The organism is Thauera sp. 28, from assembly GCF_000310145.2.
GTDB classification, from domain to species: Bacteria; Pseudomonadota; Gammaproteobacteria; order Burkholderiales; family Rhodocyclaceae; genus Thauera; species Thauera mechernichensis.
Genome location: NZ_AMXA01000025.1, coordinates 1 through 14,246, shown reverse-complemented (window position 1 = coordinate 14,246; position 14,246 = coordinate 1). Strand labels below are relative to the sequence as shown.

Annotated in this window: 11 protein-coding genes; 3 read left to right on the top strand and 8 right to left on the bottom strand. The window is 61.6% G+C overall.

Features of this window, described 5'->3' with window-relative positions; translation table 11 throughout:
• Nucleotides 1-44: 44 nt before the first annotated feature.
• The 4 genes from C662_RS15015 to pglX form a co-directional block, all read right to left on the bottom strand.
• Nucleotides 45-1,439: a hypothetical protein gene (locus tag C662_RS15015; RefSeq protein WP_002930919.1), complete on the bottom strand. Its 1,395-nt coding sequence runs from the start codon at nucleotides 1,437-1,439 to the stop codon at nucleotides 45-47.
• Nucleotides 1,436-2,257 (bottom strand): hypothetical protein, encoded by an 822-nt coding sequence (locus C662_RS15010; protein WP_232433289.1) that lies wholly within the window; start codon nucleotides 2,255-2,257, stop codon nucleotides 1,436-1,438. Before C662_RS15010 ends, C662_RS15015 begins: the two co-directional genes overlap by 4 nt.
• A gap of 91 nt (nucleotides 2,258-2,348) precedes the next feature.
• Nucleotides 2,349-3,209 carry a hypothetical protein gene (locus tag C662_RS15005; protein ID WP_002930914.1) on the bottom strand — a complete coding sequence of 287 codons (861 nt, stop codon included), beginning with the start codon at nucleotides 3,207-3,209 and terminating at the stop codon, nucleotides 2,349-2,351.
• Nucleotides 3,202-6,729, bottom strand: coding sequence for a BREX-1 system adenine-specific DNA-methyltransferase PglX (gene pglX, locus C662_RS15000; protein WP_002930911.1), 3,528 nt, complete (start codon nucleotides 6,727-6,729; stop codon nucleotides 3,202-3,204). Before pglX ends, C662_RS15005 begins: the two co-directional genes overlap by 8 nt.
• Nucleotides 6,730-6,814: 85 nt before the next feature.
• On the opposite strand from pglX, the gene C662_RS14995 reads away from it, so the two are divergent.
• Together C662_RS14995 and C662_RS14990 are read left to right on the top strand one after the other, a co-directional pair.
• A complete protein-coding gene (locus C662_RS14995) occupies nucleotides 6,815-7,054 on the top strand; it encodes a ribbon-helix-helix domain-containing protein (protein WP_002930909.1) in 240 nt (79 codons plus the stop codon).
• Nucleotides 7,054-7,470: a putative toxin-antitoxin system toxin component, PIN family gene (locus tag C662_RS14990; RefSeq protein WP_002930902.1), complete on the top strand. Its 417-nt coding sequence runs from the start codon at nucleotides 7,054-7,056 to the stop codon at nucleotides 7,468-7,470. Before C662_RS14995 ends, C662_RS14990 begins: the two co-directional genes overlap by 1 nt.
• A gap of 21 nt (nucleotides 7,471-7,491) precedes the next feature.
• Here the strand turns inward: C662_RS14990 and brxC are convergent, their stop codons facing one another.
• Genes brxC through C662_RS14970 form a run of 4 tightly spaced genes read right to left on the bottom strand, consistent with a single transcriptional unit; the run spans nucleotide 7,492 to nucleotide 13,217 of the window.
• Entirely contained in the window at nucleotides 7,492-11,103 is a 3,612-nt protein-coding gene (gene brxC / locus C662_RS14985; RefSeq protein WP_037984790.1) for a BREX system P-loop protein BrxC, read from the bottom strand.
• A 43-nt stretch (nucleotides 11,104-11,146) separates the two neighbouring features.
• Nucleotides 11,147-11,725 (bottom strand): DUF1788 domain-containing protein, encoded by a 579-nt coding sequence (locus tag C662_RS14980; protein ID WP_232433288.1) that lies wholly within the window; start codon nucleotides 11,723-11,725, stop codon nucleotides 11,147-11,149.
• Nucleotides 11,726-11,733: 8 nt separating this feature from the next.
• On the bottom strand, nucleotides 11,734-12,333 hold the full coding sequence (locus C662_RS14975; RefSeq protein WP_002930898.1) for a DUF1819 family protein: 600 nt from the start codon (nucleotides 12,331-12,333) through the stop codon (nucleotides 11,734-11,736).
• Complete coding sequence (locus tag C662_RS14970; RefSeq protein WP_002930897.1) at nucleotides 12,330-13,217, bottom strand: helix-turn-helix transcriptional regulator; 888 nt, start codon at nucleotides 13,215-13,217, stop codon at nucleotides 12,330-12,332. The genes C662_RS14975 and C662_RS14970 overlap by 4 nt, the downstream gene beginning before the upstream one ends.
• Before the next feature lie 216 nt (nucleotides 13,218-13,433).
• Here C662_RS14970 and C662_RS14965 point away from each other — a divergent pair.
• On the top strand, nucleotides 13,434-14,246 hold an 813-nt coding region (locus tag C662_RS14965), incomplete at its 3' end, for a hypothetical protein (protein ID WP_157354569.1).

The following is a 14,246-nucleotide window of genomic DNA, read 5'->3' as shown; positions in this document are numbered from 1 at the left end:
AGGCAACCCCCGACATTGCAGCGATTCAACCATCACACGCCATCTCAAGCGCCCTTTCCCCTGATCCGCCATGCGGCAAGCCCAAACAGCACCAACAGCAGCACGGGCCCAAGGATGAGCCACATCACCACGCCCCCTGGCGCTACACCCGCTTGAACCTGTCGCTCACGGAAATCATTCACAAGGCCTTCAAGTCTGACGCGATCACCTCTGTAGTCCGCAAAGAGCTTCGTGAACACCTGAATCTGCTCGGCATCCTTGCGAGATGGGTTCGTCCCCCGCAGATCGGTCAGCGCGGACTCAGCCCCCTCCAGCAACACGTCGTAATCGGACAGCGTCTGCTCCAGCACGTCGGCCGAGCGGGCATCGCCCTGGATGAGCGCGCTGTTGCTCGCGGCCAGGGCACCGATCTTCTGTTGTGCAAGCTTCAACCGGACGAAGTAACGCCCAGTGAGCCCGATCAGATTAGCCGTCCGGTACTCCTCCAGCAGGGGCTCATTGATGACGGACCTGATGTCCGCGAGTGCCTCCGGACCAACCGAGCCGTCGTCCATACGCAAGGAGAGTCGATCAACGAAAATTGCCAATAAGAAGGGGATGAGCTTGTTCTTTGGCTCATCGACAAGCGCGGCGCGCAAATCGTCCGCGTATGCGTCTCGCCAACGTAGCCGTTCGTCGTACAACCGAGTTGTCGCATGAATGAAGGTCGGCAAGGTGCTCAATAAGCCCAACCCCTCGCTGATCTCGATCGCACGCTCGGCATGATCATGCGCAGGCTGGTAGTCATTGGCGATGAATAGCAGAAGCGACAACAAGCTATGCAATCGCGCCTGCTCATGCAGCTCGAACTCGCCACTCTCGGCAGCAGTTTCCAGCTCGGTGATGGCCTTACGGATCAGTTGGACGTCCCCAGGCGCCACAAGCGGCTTTTCCTTGTCCAGATCGTCGAGGGCGTCCAACGCCTCGATCCGCTTCTCAAGTCCCCCCGTAGTCCTGGGCAATGGAAGCGTCGTAAGGCTTTTGCTCTGTTCGACCAACTCGTGATACTCGTACTTCGCATACAAGGCACCGACCGAATAGTCGAAAGCCAGTTCGGTCGAGAACGTCAGCGCAGCGGTCAGCAGCGCAGCCCCCCCAACCATGCCAAAGCCACCCGAGGCGATCGAGCCCCCACCCAGTAGGGCCAGACCAGCCTTGGTTGCAGCTGCTCCGGACAAACCCATTGTTCCCCCAACCCACGTTCCTATGGCTGCAACAGCAGGGCTAGCCGCGCCTCCAGAGAAGAAGATGGCGGCACCCGCAGCGATCGCAATCAGGCTGATCAGCAACCAATTCACCATGCCTGATGGCTCGTAGAACGCCGCAAACGTCGCGACCTCATCGCCTGCCAAACCGAGCTGTGGTGTTACCAGCATCCCTAACAGAACAACGCCCCTCATCGCAGCTCTCCCAGAAGCTTGATCTGCTCGACGCTCTCCTCCGCGCTGCCGAAGATCAGCTCCACTTCCCGCTTCTTCGCCTCGTGCTGTAACAGCTTCAGGTAGCGCATATCCTCAGGGCGGTTGCTCATGCTGAAAACCGGCACCACCCTCTTTCCATGCACCTTGCGGTAAGCCACCAGAGAATCCAGGTCGGCACGATACCGATCGAGCGGCATCAATGTGGTGGGCGCGTAGTTCTTCGCTTCGATCGCGAACGTCGTTCGTCCATGTTCAAGCAGCACGTCGATATCGGTCGGCGCCCGCTTCAGGCCATCGTCGAATTTCTCGCCGATCCCGAGCACTTTCATACCGCGACCGGCTGCACCGTCAGCCAAGCGCAGTTCGTACAAATGGCCTGCCGTCCCCACCTCGCTGTTGCCGACGACCTTCCGCAACGTCGTACGGAAGCCCGGCACGCCGGTCAAACGAGAAAACATGCCCTCGGCCTCGGTTCGAGCGATCCGCCCCTGATGCACTGCGATGCGCAGGAAGGCGTCCTCGAGCACCTCGTTGGGTAGATTGAGCCGCCCCAACTCCTCACCCACCCGGGCGGTGCCTTTCGCTTCGGAGGCAAGACGCGCAAGCCGAACGATCTCGTCATTCGGCAGCACCTCGGGTGCCTTCGAAATCTTCGCGATGATGGGCGCTAGCTTTCCGGTCGAGCCCCAAAACGCCCTCCCCTCATCCGGAAACGCTCCGAAAAACACCAGCGCGATCGCGATGAGCAGCAGGATCCGGCGGATCAAGAGCTGGCCGGCAGAGCACTCAGCTTTCATGCTCATTTCCGCCACTCGCCAAGCGTCGTCACGACCACCGCCATCAGGGATTCGACCCAATCCCGGCAATCCGGCGGAGGCAGATCCTTCATCATCGGGCCCGGGCTCGGAGTTCTGCGACACGACGCTTTACGCGCGCGCGCTCGGCATCGTACTTGTCCACGCACTTCATCACCGGATCATTGGGTTTGAGATCGGTACGGGCCACCTCCTCGATGACATACCCCACCCGACTCCCCGCCTCGGGCGACGGATGGCGCAAACGATCAATCACCCTCTCCCCGGACACCAACCCCTCCCTGACCAACCCTTGGAGCGCATCGGCCGCCTCATCGCCCAACGGAACAATGTACGGATCGTTCAAACTCGCGATTTCGCGGCAGAAGTAATTCTCGACATATTTGCGCAGAACCCCGCTCTCCAGCATATCGATCTGGCCGGTGAAATCCTTTCCATCGACGAAGACGGGATAGCGCAGCAACGAGGTAGTGTGCAGGGACGACCACCGGCTTCCGAAGAGAGCCTCGCCACTCGGGACACCAACCAGATCCGGGATGTCGTAATAGTTCAACATCCGAGTCAGGTTCGAGCGCATCTTATCGCCGGCAAACGCCCCCCGCTTCTTCAGATCGGAGAGGTCAACACGCCCGAAGCGCGCAAGCTGCTCCGTCACGGTTTCTGCAACCTCGAGCATCTGCTTGTGCCCAGGGGACATCCCGACCAGGACGATCTTCGCCGAATGATTGATGTGTTCGAACGGCAGGTAAAAAACTTCGACTCGCTTCGCTCTTCTGGCGCCATGCGACAATACGTCGACGGACTCAATCTTCAACGCCTCGCGCTTGACCCACTCGCGTGTAGGCTTCCCCGGAGGTTTTCTAGTAACAGCCTTCTCGAAATGCGGAAACAGGGACTCCCCAGTAAGAATCGCTGTTTGAATTGGATCACTCATCTGTCACCCCACCCGTCACCGCCTTCACCTCCGCCAGCAAATCCCCGAACTTGCCGTAGTTCGCCTTCACCCCGTCATCCAGGTCCAGGCTGATACGCATGTCGGCGTAGTGGCGGAGCTTTTCGTCGTAGGCGAGGAGTTCGACGTGTTTCTTGCGCAGTTTCTCGATCTGCTTGTTGAGCTTGTTGCGGGCGGCGGTGCTGGGGGCGGCGGTGGCGTCTTTTTCCAGCATCTCGATGCGGGCCTGCATCTTGCCGGTCAGCGGCACGACATATTCGGCGCGCAGGCGGGCGAGCGTGCCTTCGTGGTAGCGGTGCAGGTAGACCAGCGCCTGGAAGGCGCCCTGTTTGCCGCTGGAGAACAGCCAGTAGATCGGGCGCTTCTTGTAGGTCTGCAGGTGGTCCTTGAAGAACTTGTCGGCCAGGTAGAGGCGGATGGTTTCGTCAGGTGTCTCGCCGGCTTTGGTGCCCAGGCTCTCGGCGAGCCAGGCCATGTTCTCGTCCAGCGTGTCGGCGCTCCATACGGCGCGCAGGAACTCGCGCACGCGGTTGGCGGCGTCGTCCTCGAACCAGAATTCGTCGGTGATCGGCACGATGCCGTCGGCGTCGGCCGGGAAGGTCTGGTAGCGGGTCGCGTCGAAGCCGACGTTGCCGGCGTGGGCGTAGATCAGGCCGGGTTCGTCGAGGCTGTAGCGGCCCATCATGCAACCGGTGGCGTAGGAGATCAGGCGCTGAGAGTCCTTCTCGCGATCAGGCTTAGATGTTGTTATCTCATCATCGGAAACCAAAGGTCGCAATTCACTATCCAACCCATAGGCTCTAATCAATAGCGAATTGTTGTGTTCCTCGATCTCCCGCATCGTTTGAGTCCGGGAATCACAGATCGCCGCCCAATGCTCCCATGACTGTTCAACGCTACTAGAGGTTCCGTCTAGTTTCACCCACGGAAATCTTTGGAAATCCCAAGAAGTCTCGAATGAATCCCAGTCCAGTTTTGCCAATTCGATGGCATCCGACCTGACCCCGGAAACATTTAAGACTGGGATTTTGGCTATTTGACCAACTTCAAAACCCAGGGTAGGAGACAAAATTTTCAGCAGGGCGACGGCTACCTTCGAGTTGAGCAAAGTAATGAGGCTCTTAAGGGTGGAGTGATCGGCGAATATCCCAGGGCCTTTGTGGCCGATAATGTTGCCAACGGGTTCAAATCGAAAGGCAGTGCTATTCCCAGAAATTAGCGACCAAGTCACTCCCTCTTTGAAATACACTCCCGGACTTCTGATAACAGAACGCGGTCTAAAATCATAAAGTTCTCTGCCGTCGCATTCCCAGTTAACCAGCCAATCCCTGTTGCCGTACCACTTCCTGAACTCCCCTCCCTTTGAGTGGGGAAACCAGCGCCTACCAGACTTTTTTGAATCGGCAGCCGACTTGCAGTCGAAATAAGAGCGAGTCAGAGACACCTCGGGCCAGTAACGAAGAAATCGACCGTTGTCGGCGGTCGCCAAGCCCTGCTTGACTTCAGCGACCTCGCCAAGAGTGGGGCCGGAATCGAATATTTTCCGCAGATCTTTGCTGATCCAGTAGGCCACGGGCGCCCCTGGAATTTTCGAAAAGTCGTCCTGGGATACGGAATCGTGTCTCTGCCGCCCCTTCAATAGCGCCTCGCGCTTGCCCTCTTCGTTGCCGTCGACGAGTCGAAAGAAGGCCGGGCGAAAGTCCATTATGTGGTGTGGCAGCATCTGGAATGCGACTGTCTGCACCACCTCGCCCGAGATTTCGGAGAACGCACGTGCCCCAAGATGCGCCAGAGTTGAAATCGTGCTCTTCCCAAAAAAATTCCTGCGAAGAGATTCGAACGACGACAGAAACATCCAACTCTGCATTGTCACCATGCTGTTAAAGCCGGTTGGCTTGCACGAAGAGAAACCTCGCTCTATGAACATGGCGAACAGATCTGATTTGCTCTCAGGGAATGCCGATCTGGCGTAATCCTTCAGCGCCCCATTCATCCCCTTCCCGCCCATATACGGCGGATTCGCCACCACCGCATCGAACTTCCGCCCGAGCACCTGCGCCTGCTCCACCAGCGCCAACAGATCCTGCGACGCCGCCTGCGCATAAAGATCGCCAATCTCGTTCGCCTTCCCCAACGCCTCCGCCAGCGTCGGCAGTTGCCCGTTCAGCGCATCCGGAATCTGGATCAGCGAACCGAAGGTCTTGGCGTGCTCAAAGGTGTCGAGCAGCGCCTTGACGGTGGCGCGCTCCACGCCGAAGGGCGCGAGCTGGTTGGCGAGTTCGTCCAGGTCCAGCCCCTTGCTCTCCTGCAGACTCAGCACGTTGAGCCGGGGCGGGTCGTTGAACAGGCGACGGTCGTCGGCGCGGGCCTTCATCAGCAGCGCGAAGCCGGCGAGCTGCGCCGCGCGGTCGTCGATGTCGAGGCCGTAGAGGTTCTTTTCCAGGATCAGACGCGGGATGTCGCGCAAGCGGTAGCCGCGTTCCAGGTAGATGCCTTTGAGCAGCGCGTAGGCTTCGACCAGGATGTGGCCGGAGCCGCAGGCGGGGTCGAGCACGGTGATGGATTCGGGGTTGAGGCTGCCGCCGTCCTCGGCCATGCGGGTCTGGATGAGGGCGTCGAGCTGGGCGTTGACCTCGGGGGTCTGCTCGGCGGGCTCGATGTAGTACGGCCATTCGCTCTTGAGCGTGCTCGTTGGATTGGCCATCAGCCACAGGCGGCCGACGCTGTTCTGGACCAGGTATTGCACGATCCAGTTGGGGGTGAAGAGCTGGGTGGCGGCGGGGATGTCTTCGCTCTTGACCACCTTGCCGATGACCTGATCCTTCTTCTCGCTGATGTAGAACTGGTAGAGCCAGCCGATGATCTCGACCTCGGCCCAGTCTTCTTCCGGGATCTCGGCAACCAGCTTGGCGATGACCGAGTCGGTGCGCAGCAGGTTGTCGGGCAGCAGCAGCTCGGTTTCGTCGTCGATGCGCTCGAAGAGAAAGGGCATGGCGGCGGAAAGCGCGTTGCACTGGGCGACCAGCAGCAGGCGGTAGAGCTCGCCGTCCTTGTTGCCGGCGAGCTTGAGTTCGGCGATGTGGGCGGCATCCAGGCCGGGCAGTTCGCAGCTGGCGGCGAGATCCGCCGCGTGGGCAAGGATGTCCGGCAGACCGCCGGCGGTGGCGCTGGAGAGCACACGGTGGCCGTGGCCGAGGTAGTCGTGCAGCTCCATGAAGCGCAGCGCGGCGAAGCGGTTGAACCAGGTGTAGGCCACCGCCTCCATGGTGTAGGCAAAGCCATCGCGCTGGATGCGGCGCACCAGGCGCTCGCGCTGCTGGGCCACGCGGGCGGGCCATTCACGCCCGGCGATCAGCACCACATCGCCCCGCCGCTCGGCCGGCAGCGCTTCGAACTTGCCGGCGGATTCGGACAGGCCAAGCAGATTGGCGCGCTGAGTGACGGCGGCGATGAAGTCTTTGCGGGCCTGGGGGGCGTAGCTTTTGAGTTTGGCTTTGTTCATGGTGTTTTTGTTGGTCGCTTCAGGATGTAGCGTCGCGGAGTCGGTGAGTGTATAAACACATAAACACCGATCTCAGGAGTCGAAGATGGCAAGCACACGTTGGAACGTCGCGGTCTCTACGGAGACCGACCAGGCATTGCGGATGTTTCTGGCCAGCCAGGGCGGCGGGCGCAAGGGCGATCTGTCGCGCTTCGTCGAAGAAGCGGTACGCGCGCACATCCTCGAGCTGAGCGCGGAGGAAGCCAAGGCTGCGAATGCTGGCGTTAGCGAGGCTGATCTTGCCGCGATGGTGGATGAGGCGCTTGACTGGGCCAAGGCACAGTAATGCGGGTGGTGCTCGACACCAACATCCTGTTCAGTGCGCTGATTTCGCCGCACGGGGCACCGGATGCGATCTACCGCGCCTGGCGCAGCGCGCGTTTCGAGTTGGTGACCTCCCAGGCCCAGTTGGAAGAAATCCGCCGCGCCAGTCGTTACCCCAAGCTGCAGGCGGTGCTGCAGCCTGCCAAGGTGGGGGTGATGATCAACAACCTGCAGCGCGCCCTGGTGCTGGAGCAGTTGCCGCGCCATTTCGAGGCAGACGACCCGGACGACGCTTTTCTGCTGGCCATGGCCGACGCGGGCAAGGCGGACTATCTGGTGACCGGCGACCGCCGGGCTGGTCTGCTGCAGCGCGGCCATGTCGGCCGCACGCGCATCCTGACGCCAGCAGCGTTCTGTAATGAAGTCTTGAAGACCTGAGCCGGACATTTTCTCTACCGCTTACTGCAAACGCACGCGCTGGCCGGCCTGCACGGCCTTGAGCAATTCAGCTTTCAGCTTGGCGAGGTAGGCGTCGACGTCCGCGTCGGTTTCCAGATAGGTCTTGGGGCTGAAGTCGGCCGCGCGGACCGGTTTGGTCGGCTTGGGCGCAATCACCGGGCCGCCTGTCTTGGTGGCAGTCGTCGCGCTGCCCTTTTCGGCGGCCGTGGTCGGGGACGCCGTGGGCGTGGCGGACTCGATCATGATCATCGCCGCATCCAACGCATCGCCTGCCCGCTCCTGGCTGTAGAAGATCATCGGGATGCTGGTGAGGCCAACGACCTTGGTCTTGAGCTCCTGCAGCTTGAGCAGCGCGCGGTTGCGCAGGCCGTCCGAGGCTTGTGCGGCGTCGAGCGCCTTTTCCACTTCGGCGATCTTGGCGTCGATGGAGAGCAGCGCGTGCTCGCGCTTGCTCTGGGCGAGCGCCTCGTTGACCGTGTCGACCGTGGTGATGAGCGGCTCGATCTGGCTGACGGCCCCCCAGGGGTTCGGGTTGTCGCGGATGCCTTCGAGGTTGGAAAGTGCCACGGCGGCCTTGAGGTCCTTGTCGAGGGCTTCGCGGTTGGGCTCGAAGCGCTCCAGGGCCTCGAGCAGGCGGCGCCAAGTGGGGGTCTGGGTCTTGTAGAAGCTGATGACGTCGTGGATGTCGTCGGACAGGTCCAGCCAGTCGTCCTTGCCCTTGACGAAGGCGTCGATGAATTCGTAGCTATCGGCCACCCCGAGCTGCTTGCCGATGGCGGCGATCGCACTGTCGATGACGGCCTTACCGGGGTGATGCGGCGTGGCGGCGACGTGCGCGTAGCCCTTGAGGTCGGCCTGCAGCGCCGCCAGGCGCTCACGGGTGGCGGCGACCAGGCCATCCTCGGCCTCGGGCGGCATCTCGGCGAAGAGGTCGCGGTGCAGCTCGCGCGCGCGCTTGATGCTGGCGGCGTCAGCCACCTTGCGCTTGAGGATCGACACGTGCTTGAAGCGCGCCGACTTGGTGAGCGGCTCGATGGCGGCCTTGGGTTCGAGGTCCGCGCTGTCCATCATCAACTTGATCTCGCCGGCCATGAAGAGGCGTGCGACCAGCAGGACCACCTCCCAGTCAGGCTTCCAACCCCAGGGGATGCCGGTGAAGCGGTTGACCACCTCGTCCAGGATCACCCGGGTGTTGCTGGCCTTGAGCTGGAGAAACTCGCGCAGTTCGACGAGCGCGAGCGGGTTGCCCTCCTCGCCCCCAAGCGCGAGCTTGCGCTGGGCGGTGTCGTCGGCAAGCAGGACGGCCTTGATCTCGGCGATGGGGTCGGCGTTACGGTGCTTGAGGTAGCCGAGCTTGGTGTAGGTGTTGGTGATGAGGTAGTTGCCCAGCTCGTCGAGCAGGCTGCCGGGGTTGGACGCCTTGAGCTCGACGCGCTGACCCAGCGCATAGAAGTCGCCCTGCAGCATCATGGTGGCGAGCTGCTCGCGCAGGCGGGCGCGGCGCTCACGGTTTTCGTCCTTGCGGTTGATGAGGATGTTGCGCAGCGAAGGCGTGGCGTTGCTGGCCTTGGGGCTGTCGATGTACTTCTCGATCTGGCGGTAGAGGGTGAGCTCGATGTCGAAGCGCTCGCCTTCTGCGAGGCGGATCAGCGCTCGGCCATTGCCTTCGCTGCTGCGCAGGACGGCGCGGGCGTCGTTGAGTGCGTCCCAGTCATCCCCTAGTGGCGAGACGACCTCGACGCTGAGTTCGTGGCTGGCGTTCTTGTACGGGGCGCCGTCGAGCAGGCGGTTGATGTCGTAATCGCCCTTGGTGTCGCGGTGGCGGATGCGGGTACTGCCCTGCAGGATGTCGTCGAACAGCAGCTCGCACAGCAGGCGGGCCTTTTCGGAGGAAGACACCTCAACGTTGCCGATCTCGCGTGCGACATCACGCTCTTCGTTGGTGAGGAAGAACCACAGATCGCCGTTGCGGCTGACGAGGCGCTGCTGCTCGAGCCGGCCGAGGCTCTCCTGGATCTGACGCTTGAGCGCGAGTTTGTCGGTGTCGATGCGATCGACGCAGAGCGTGGCGAGGTTGTCGACGTTGGGTTTGACGATGTCGGCGATGTAGCGGATCAGGAACAGGGCCTTGAGCAGCAGCACGTCGAAGGCTTCGAGCGCGCCGTTGTTGGGCGCCTCGTCGATGGAGCGCTTGGCGACGGTGTCGATGAAGCTCTCGATCGACGGGTAGAAGTCGTAGAGCGGAATGAGCAGGCCGACGTCCCGATCCATGTTGCGCACGGTGGCGGACTGGAAGGCGTCGAGCAGCGAGCGCTCGCCGCGCGACAGGTGCTTGCCGGTGGCGCCGACCTTGCGGATGGATTCGAAGATCTTCTGCAGCAGGGTGAACTGGTACGGCGCGTAGGGATAGACGCTGACGAACTCTGCGGCGTCCTTGTAGCCGCGCAGGTTCACCGCGTTGCCGACGAAGGCGAGCTGATTGTTGATGATGTCGCCTGACTTCTCGAAGGTGTCGCGCAGCGCATCGTGCGCGCGCTCGCGCTTGGCGAGCAGACGTTCGCCGATCACCTCGTCGGTGTTGGAGCTGGCGAGCGATAGCCGGGTGTGGAAGCGCCCCTGGATCTTGGAGAAGTCCTGCGACTTGGCCTTGTTGGCCTCGCCGAGGGCGGCGTCGATGTCTTCCTGGCTGGTGACGATGACCCACGCCCGGCCCTGCGTGGCGGTGCCGAGCTGCTCGGTGATGGTCTGCAGGTTGAGCATCAGCTTGGTGTTGTCGCCGATGAACTGACCTACCTCATCGACCAGGAAGATGATGCGGTGGCCGGCGGGCCGGGTCTCGAGGTAGGCGTTCACCAGCTTGGCAAAGGACTCGATGTTGATGCGGTACTCGTCGCGCGAGCGGTCGAACCATTGGCCGGCAGATTCCTCGCTTTGCCCGAGCGCAACCGAGAGCGCATGCACGACGTCGTCACGCAGGAAGTCGACGGCATCGCGCTCGGCCTCCCAGGTGGAGCCGTTGCTTTGGGCGAAGGCCGCACGGAAGGCGTCATACGCGCCCTTCTCCACCAGGTAGCGCTCCATGTGGGCGATGTGCGGCGCATCGGCGCTGAAGCCGAGCTTCTCGTTGAACACGCGCAGGAACACCTGGAGGATGACGTCGCGCTCGTCCTTGCTGTCGGCCTTGGCGTCGATGTTGAAGAGCACCACGTCGGCACTGCCGCGCACCGCGCGCTGGATGTCGGCGAGCAGCATCGAATCCTTGATCTTGTGCTCGTCGAAGAAGGCAGCGGCGCGTTTCTTCTCCCCGGTGGCGGGGTTGGTGGCTTCGAGGTTCTCGAGCAGGTAGGACAGGATCTTGATGAAGTGCGACTTGCCCGAACCGAAGAAGCCGGACACCCAGACACCCATGCGCGCAGCGAGGACCGGGTCGTTCGGGTTGTCGGCCGCTGCCAGATAGGCGTCGAAGAAGCGGCGGAAATACTCGGTGAGCTGCTTGGTGACGACGTACTCGTCGAGCTCCTGCCAGACGCTCTCGGCGTCCTTCTGGTCGGCCTTGATCACCCCGTTTATAGGGCGGTTGATGGGCTTGGTAAAAAGGTCGCCGATCTTCATTTCTTGTTGTCCGTGATCAATCGAAAAGGTCAAAGCGAAAAGCTCAAGGCACGAGGCGGAAGGCGCGGTAGTAGTGCTTGTCGGTCAGCTTGTTGAAGAGCCGCAAGGAGTACCCGTCGTACCGGCCGGGAAAGAACGTCAGGAGGGGCGTGTTCTTCATCAAGGGATGGAGCGCATTGAGGAGCGTATGGCTACGAACAAGCGGGTACGCGGCCCCGACGCCGGTGAAGATCATCATGTCGAGCTCATCGGGGTTGTGGAGACCGACGATTCGCTGCGCAAGCTTCTCCTGGTTGAGGACCCCCTGAAGCGAAGCAAAGACCGCGTCATCCCCCTTCTCCGCCTGCATCTTGATGACTTTGTCGAACAGCTTTCGGTGCTCGAGCACGTCAACGACGAGCTCGAGAAGGTTGACACAGACATATCTCAACGGCGGCTGTTTGCGCCGCAATGCGGGCTCCACGACCTCAGACAGGAAACTCCGTACAGCCATTTCCTGCTCCGGCGGGTACTCGAAAATCCAGAAGCCGATCTCGTTGCCAAGCCCCCGGTTCTGCAGGAAGTCCTCGGACGTGATGCGCGGCAGGATCTGGTTGAGGCGCTCCTCGAGGGTCTTCGTCATGGTCATGATCAGTGCGTGAGCTCCATGGTGGCCAAGACGGCGGCCTCGGAGCGAGACTTGAGGTAGTGCTGCACCTCGGGATGCAGCAGCGGCGGCGTAAGGCGCAGGCTGCGGGTGGATTCGAGGTAACGAGCCTCGGCCAGGATGCGCAGAACAACCTGCAGGAGCTTGGCCTTGGTGGTGTCGGACCAGCCGGCGACGGCCGGGTCGCGCTGGATACAGTCGGCGAGGAAGGCATCCCAATCCGACGGGAGCAAGTGCTCTTCAAATCGGCGAACGTGGCCGGCGACCACGTCGCGCATGAAATCGCCCAGCAGGCGACTGTGCTTGACCGAAGCGGCAAGGAGGATCTGAAGCGCAAGTTCCTGGTCGCCTTCGGCCACCAGCTGCCACGCTTGCTCGTCGAGCGTTTCGAGGCGGTTGCGGATGAGCCGGGCCTGCCGACGTGCGGTCGCAGGCGACTTTTTCTGCAGGATGTTCTCGGTTCGGAGCGTGTCGAACCAGGTCGCGCGGTCGGGCTGCGTGAGCATGAAGCGGGCGACGCGCCGGCTCTCGGGCAGCATCAGCGAACCGGCGGAGATCTCGGCGTTGTAGATGGCTGCGGTCACGCGTCGCCTCCGGCGGCGGACTGGACGTAGCCCGGCGCAAGAACCGCACTCTCCACACCTTCCAACACGGCACGGTTGGCAAGGCAAAGGTGATGCCGTGCGCAGTCCAGGCTGTGGTCTGCGGAGCAATCCACCGCCCAGCGCAGCAGTGCGTAACCGGCCAGCGCGGCAGAGACGTTCAGTGTCAGGGTGCCGTCCTTCATTCCATAGTCGGCAACCACGCCTTCGGGGTGCTTCAAAGCGGGATGCGGAACGAGTTGCAGCTCGATCCGCCGATTCCATTGCTCATCGGCCTCAATGCCCTCGTGCGGTTCGGCGCGCTCGTCGAGAGACTTGGCCTTGGCGATCCGTGTGAGCACGAAATCGGAGAAGCGCTTGCGCTGCCGGTCGTAGGCGCGGACATGCCAGCGCAGGCCGTTGTCGGCAAGCGCGACTGGGACGATCACCCGCTTTGCCGGCCCCAAGTTGACGGAGAGATAGGTCACCTGCAAGGGACGATTGCCATGCATCGCCCGGGTGATCACGCCCAACAGGCCAAAGTCTGGCCGGACCAGCTCACCCGCGCCCTCGCACGGAAAGGTCCGCGCAACCGTCGGCGCCTGCCCATCGCCAAATCCATGCAGCAGCCAGGACAGGATGCGTTCTGCCGAGAAGGGGAACAGCGGACGGAAATGCTCGGTGGGGATGTAGGCCTTGACGTAGCGGTCGTAGGCCAGGTTGTCGGGAGCGCACTCGCGATAGGCGTTGAGGTCGCGCGTCGCAGCCGCCGGCTTGATCGAGAAGCGTGCCTCGAGATCGCCGCGCCGCAGCTCGCCAACGAAAAAGGCCTTCAGCTCGAGGTAGGCAAGGCGTTCGCGCTGGGAATGCGACAGCGGAATCTGCATGGAGGACCACCGGTTGAGGAATCTGTCATGGATGGTACCAGCGTAAGGGCTGGATTAGCATCATTTTGATGCATACTATGCAAGACATCACGAACAGGATCACCTACCTGCACGGTAGCTTCACCGCGTCCAGAATCATGGTCGGCTGCTCACAGGGTGACGTAACGCGGAAGCGGCAGAACCCCGCCCTGCTTGGCTTTAGGAGGCTGCATAAGAATGTACCCGCTTGCAAATGGCCGCAGGAAAAGCAAGCAAAGCGGATCACCCAAACCGCAGGCTCGCACTCGTTCGAACGGGGCGACGATATGTCAACGATGCAACGGCGATGGGTTCGAGGGGCGCTGCCCGCTGTGCAGCGGCACAGGTTTTGCGACCCTACGTTCCGACACCGTCACCTCAAACGCAGTGCAGGGAAAGCTCGATCAGGAGTCTCAAAGACTCGGGCATGAGATCCGGGTCGGGCTCGATCAGCTGATCGAGCTTCGATCCAACCCAGTTGTCGTAAGAAAGGCCACTATCGGTTGGATCAATCAAGTCACTCGGGCACGTGAGGCGCTTCAGAAAGAATTCAACGAAATCACTTTTCTGAGCGACGTAGGCAGAATCGAGAAGCTCAGGGCGCTGACAAAGAAAGTTCAAGCCTACCTGCAAGAGGCAACAAAGGTACTGCAGAAGGACGAGCCCTCACTGCTGAACCCGCTCCATCGCAGCACCCACAAGTTCAACCGCGAATCGCTTTTCGCAGCACCTCCCGATGCACTGCCACCGGTAATGATTGGCCGCATGCGATTCGGAATGGATAACCACGTCATTGCTGCGCATATGTCATCGCTCAAGAAGAGGACACACCATCTGATCGCTTGGCTGCCAAGAATGCCGGATCTGCTGATCTGGCACTCGCTGGACGAGTGCGATGTCGTCGTTCGTGGGGTGAGCTATCCAGCACGCCTTATCAACGACAGCTTGGTCGAGTTGGTTCATCCGATTAGCGGGCAACGCACGCGATCCGATCGCCCTTTTCCCCCCCCC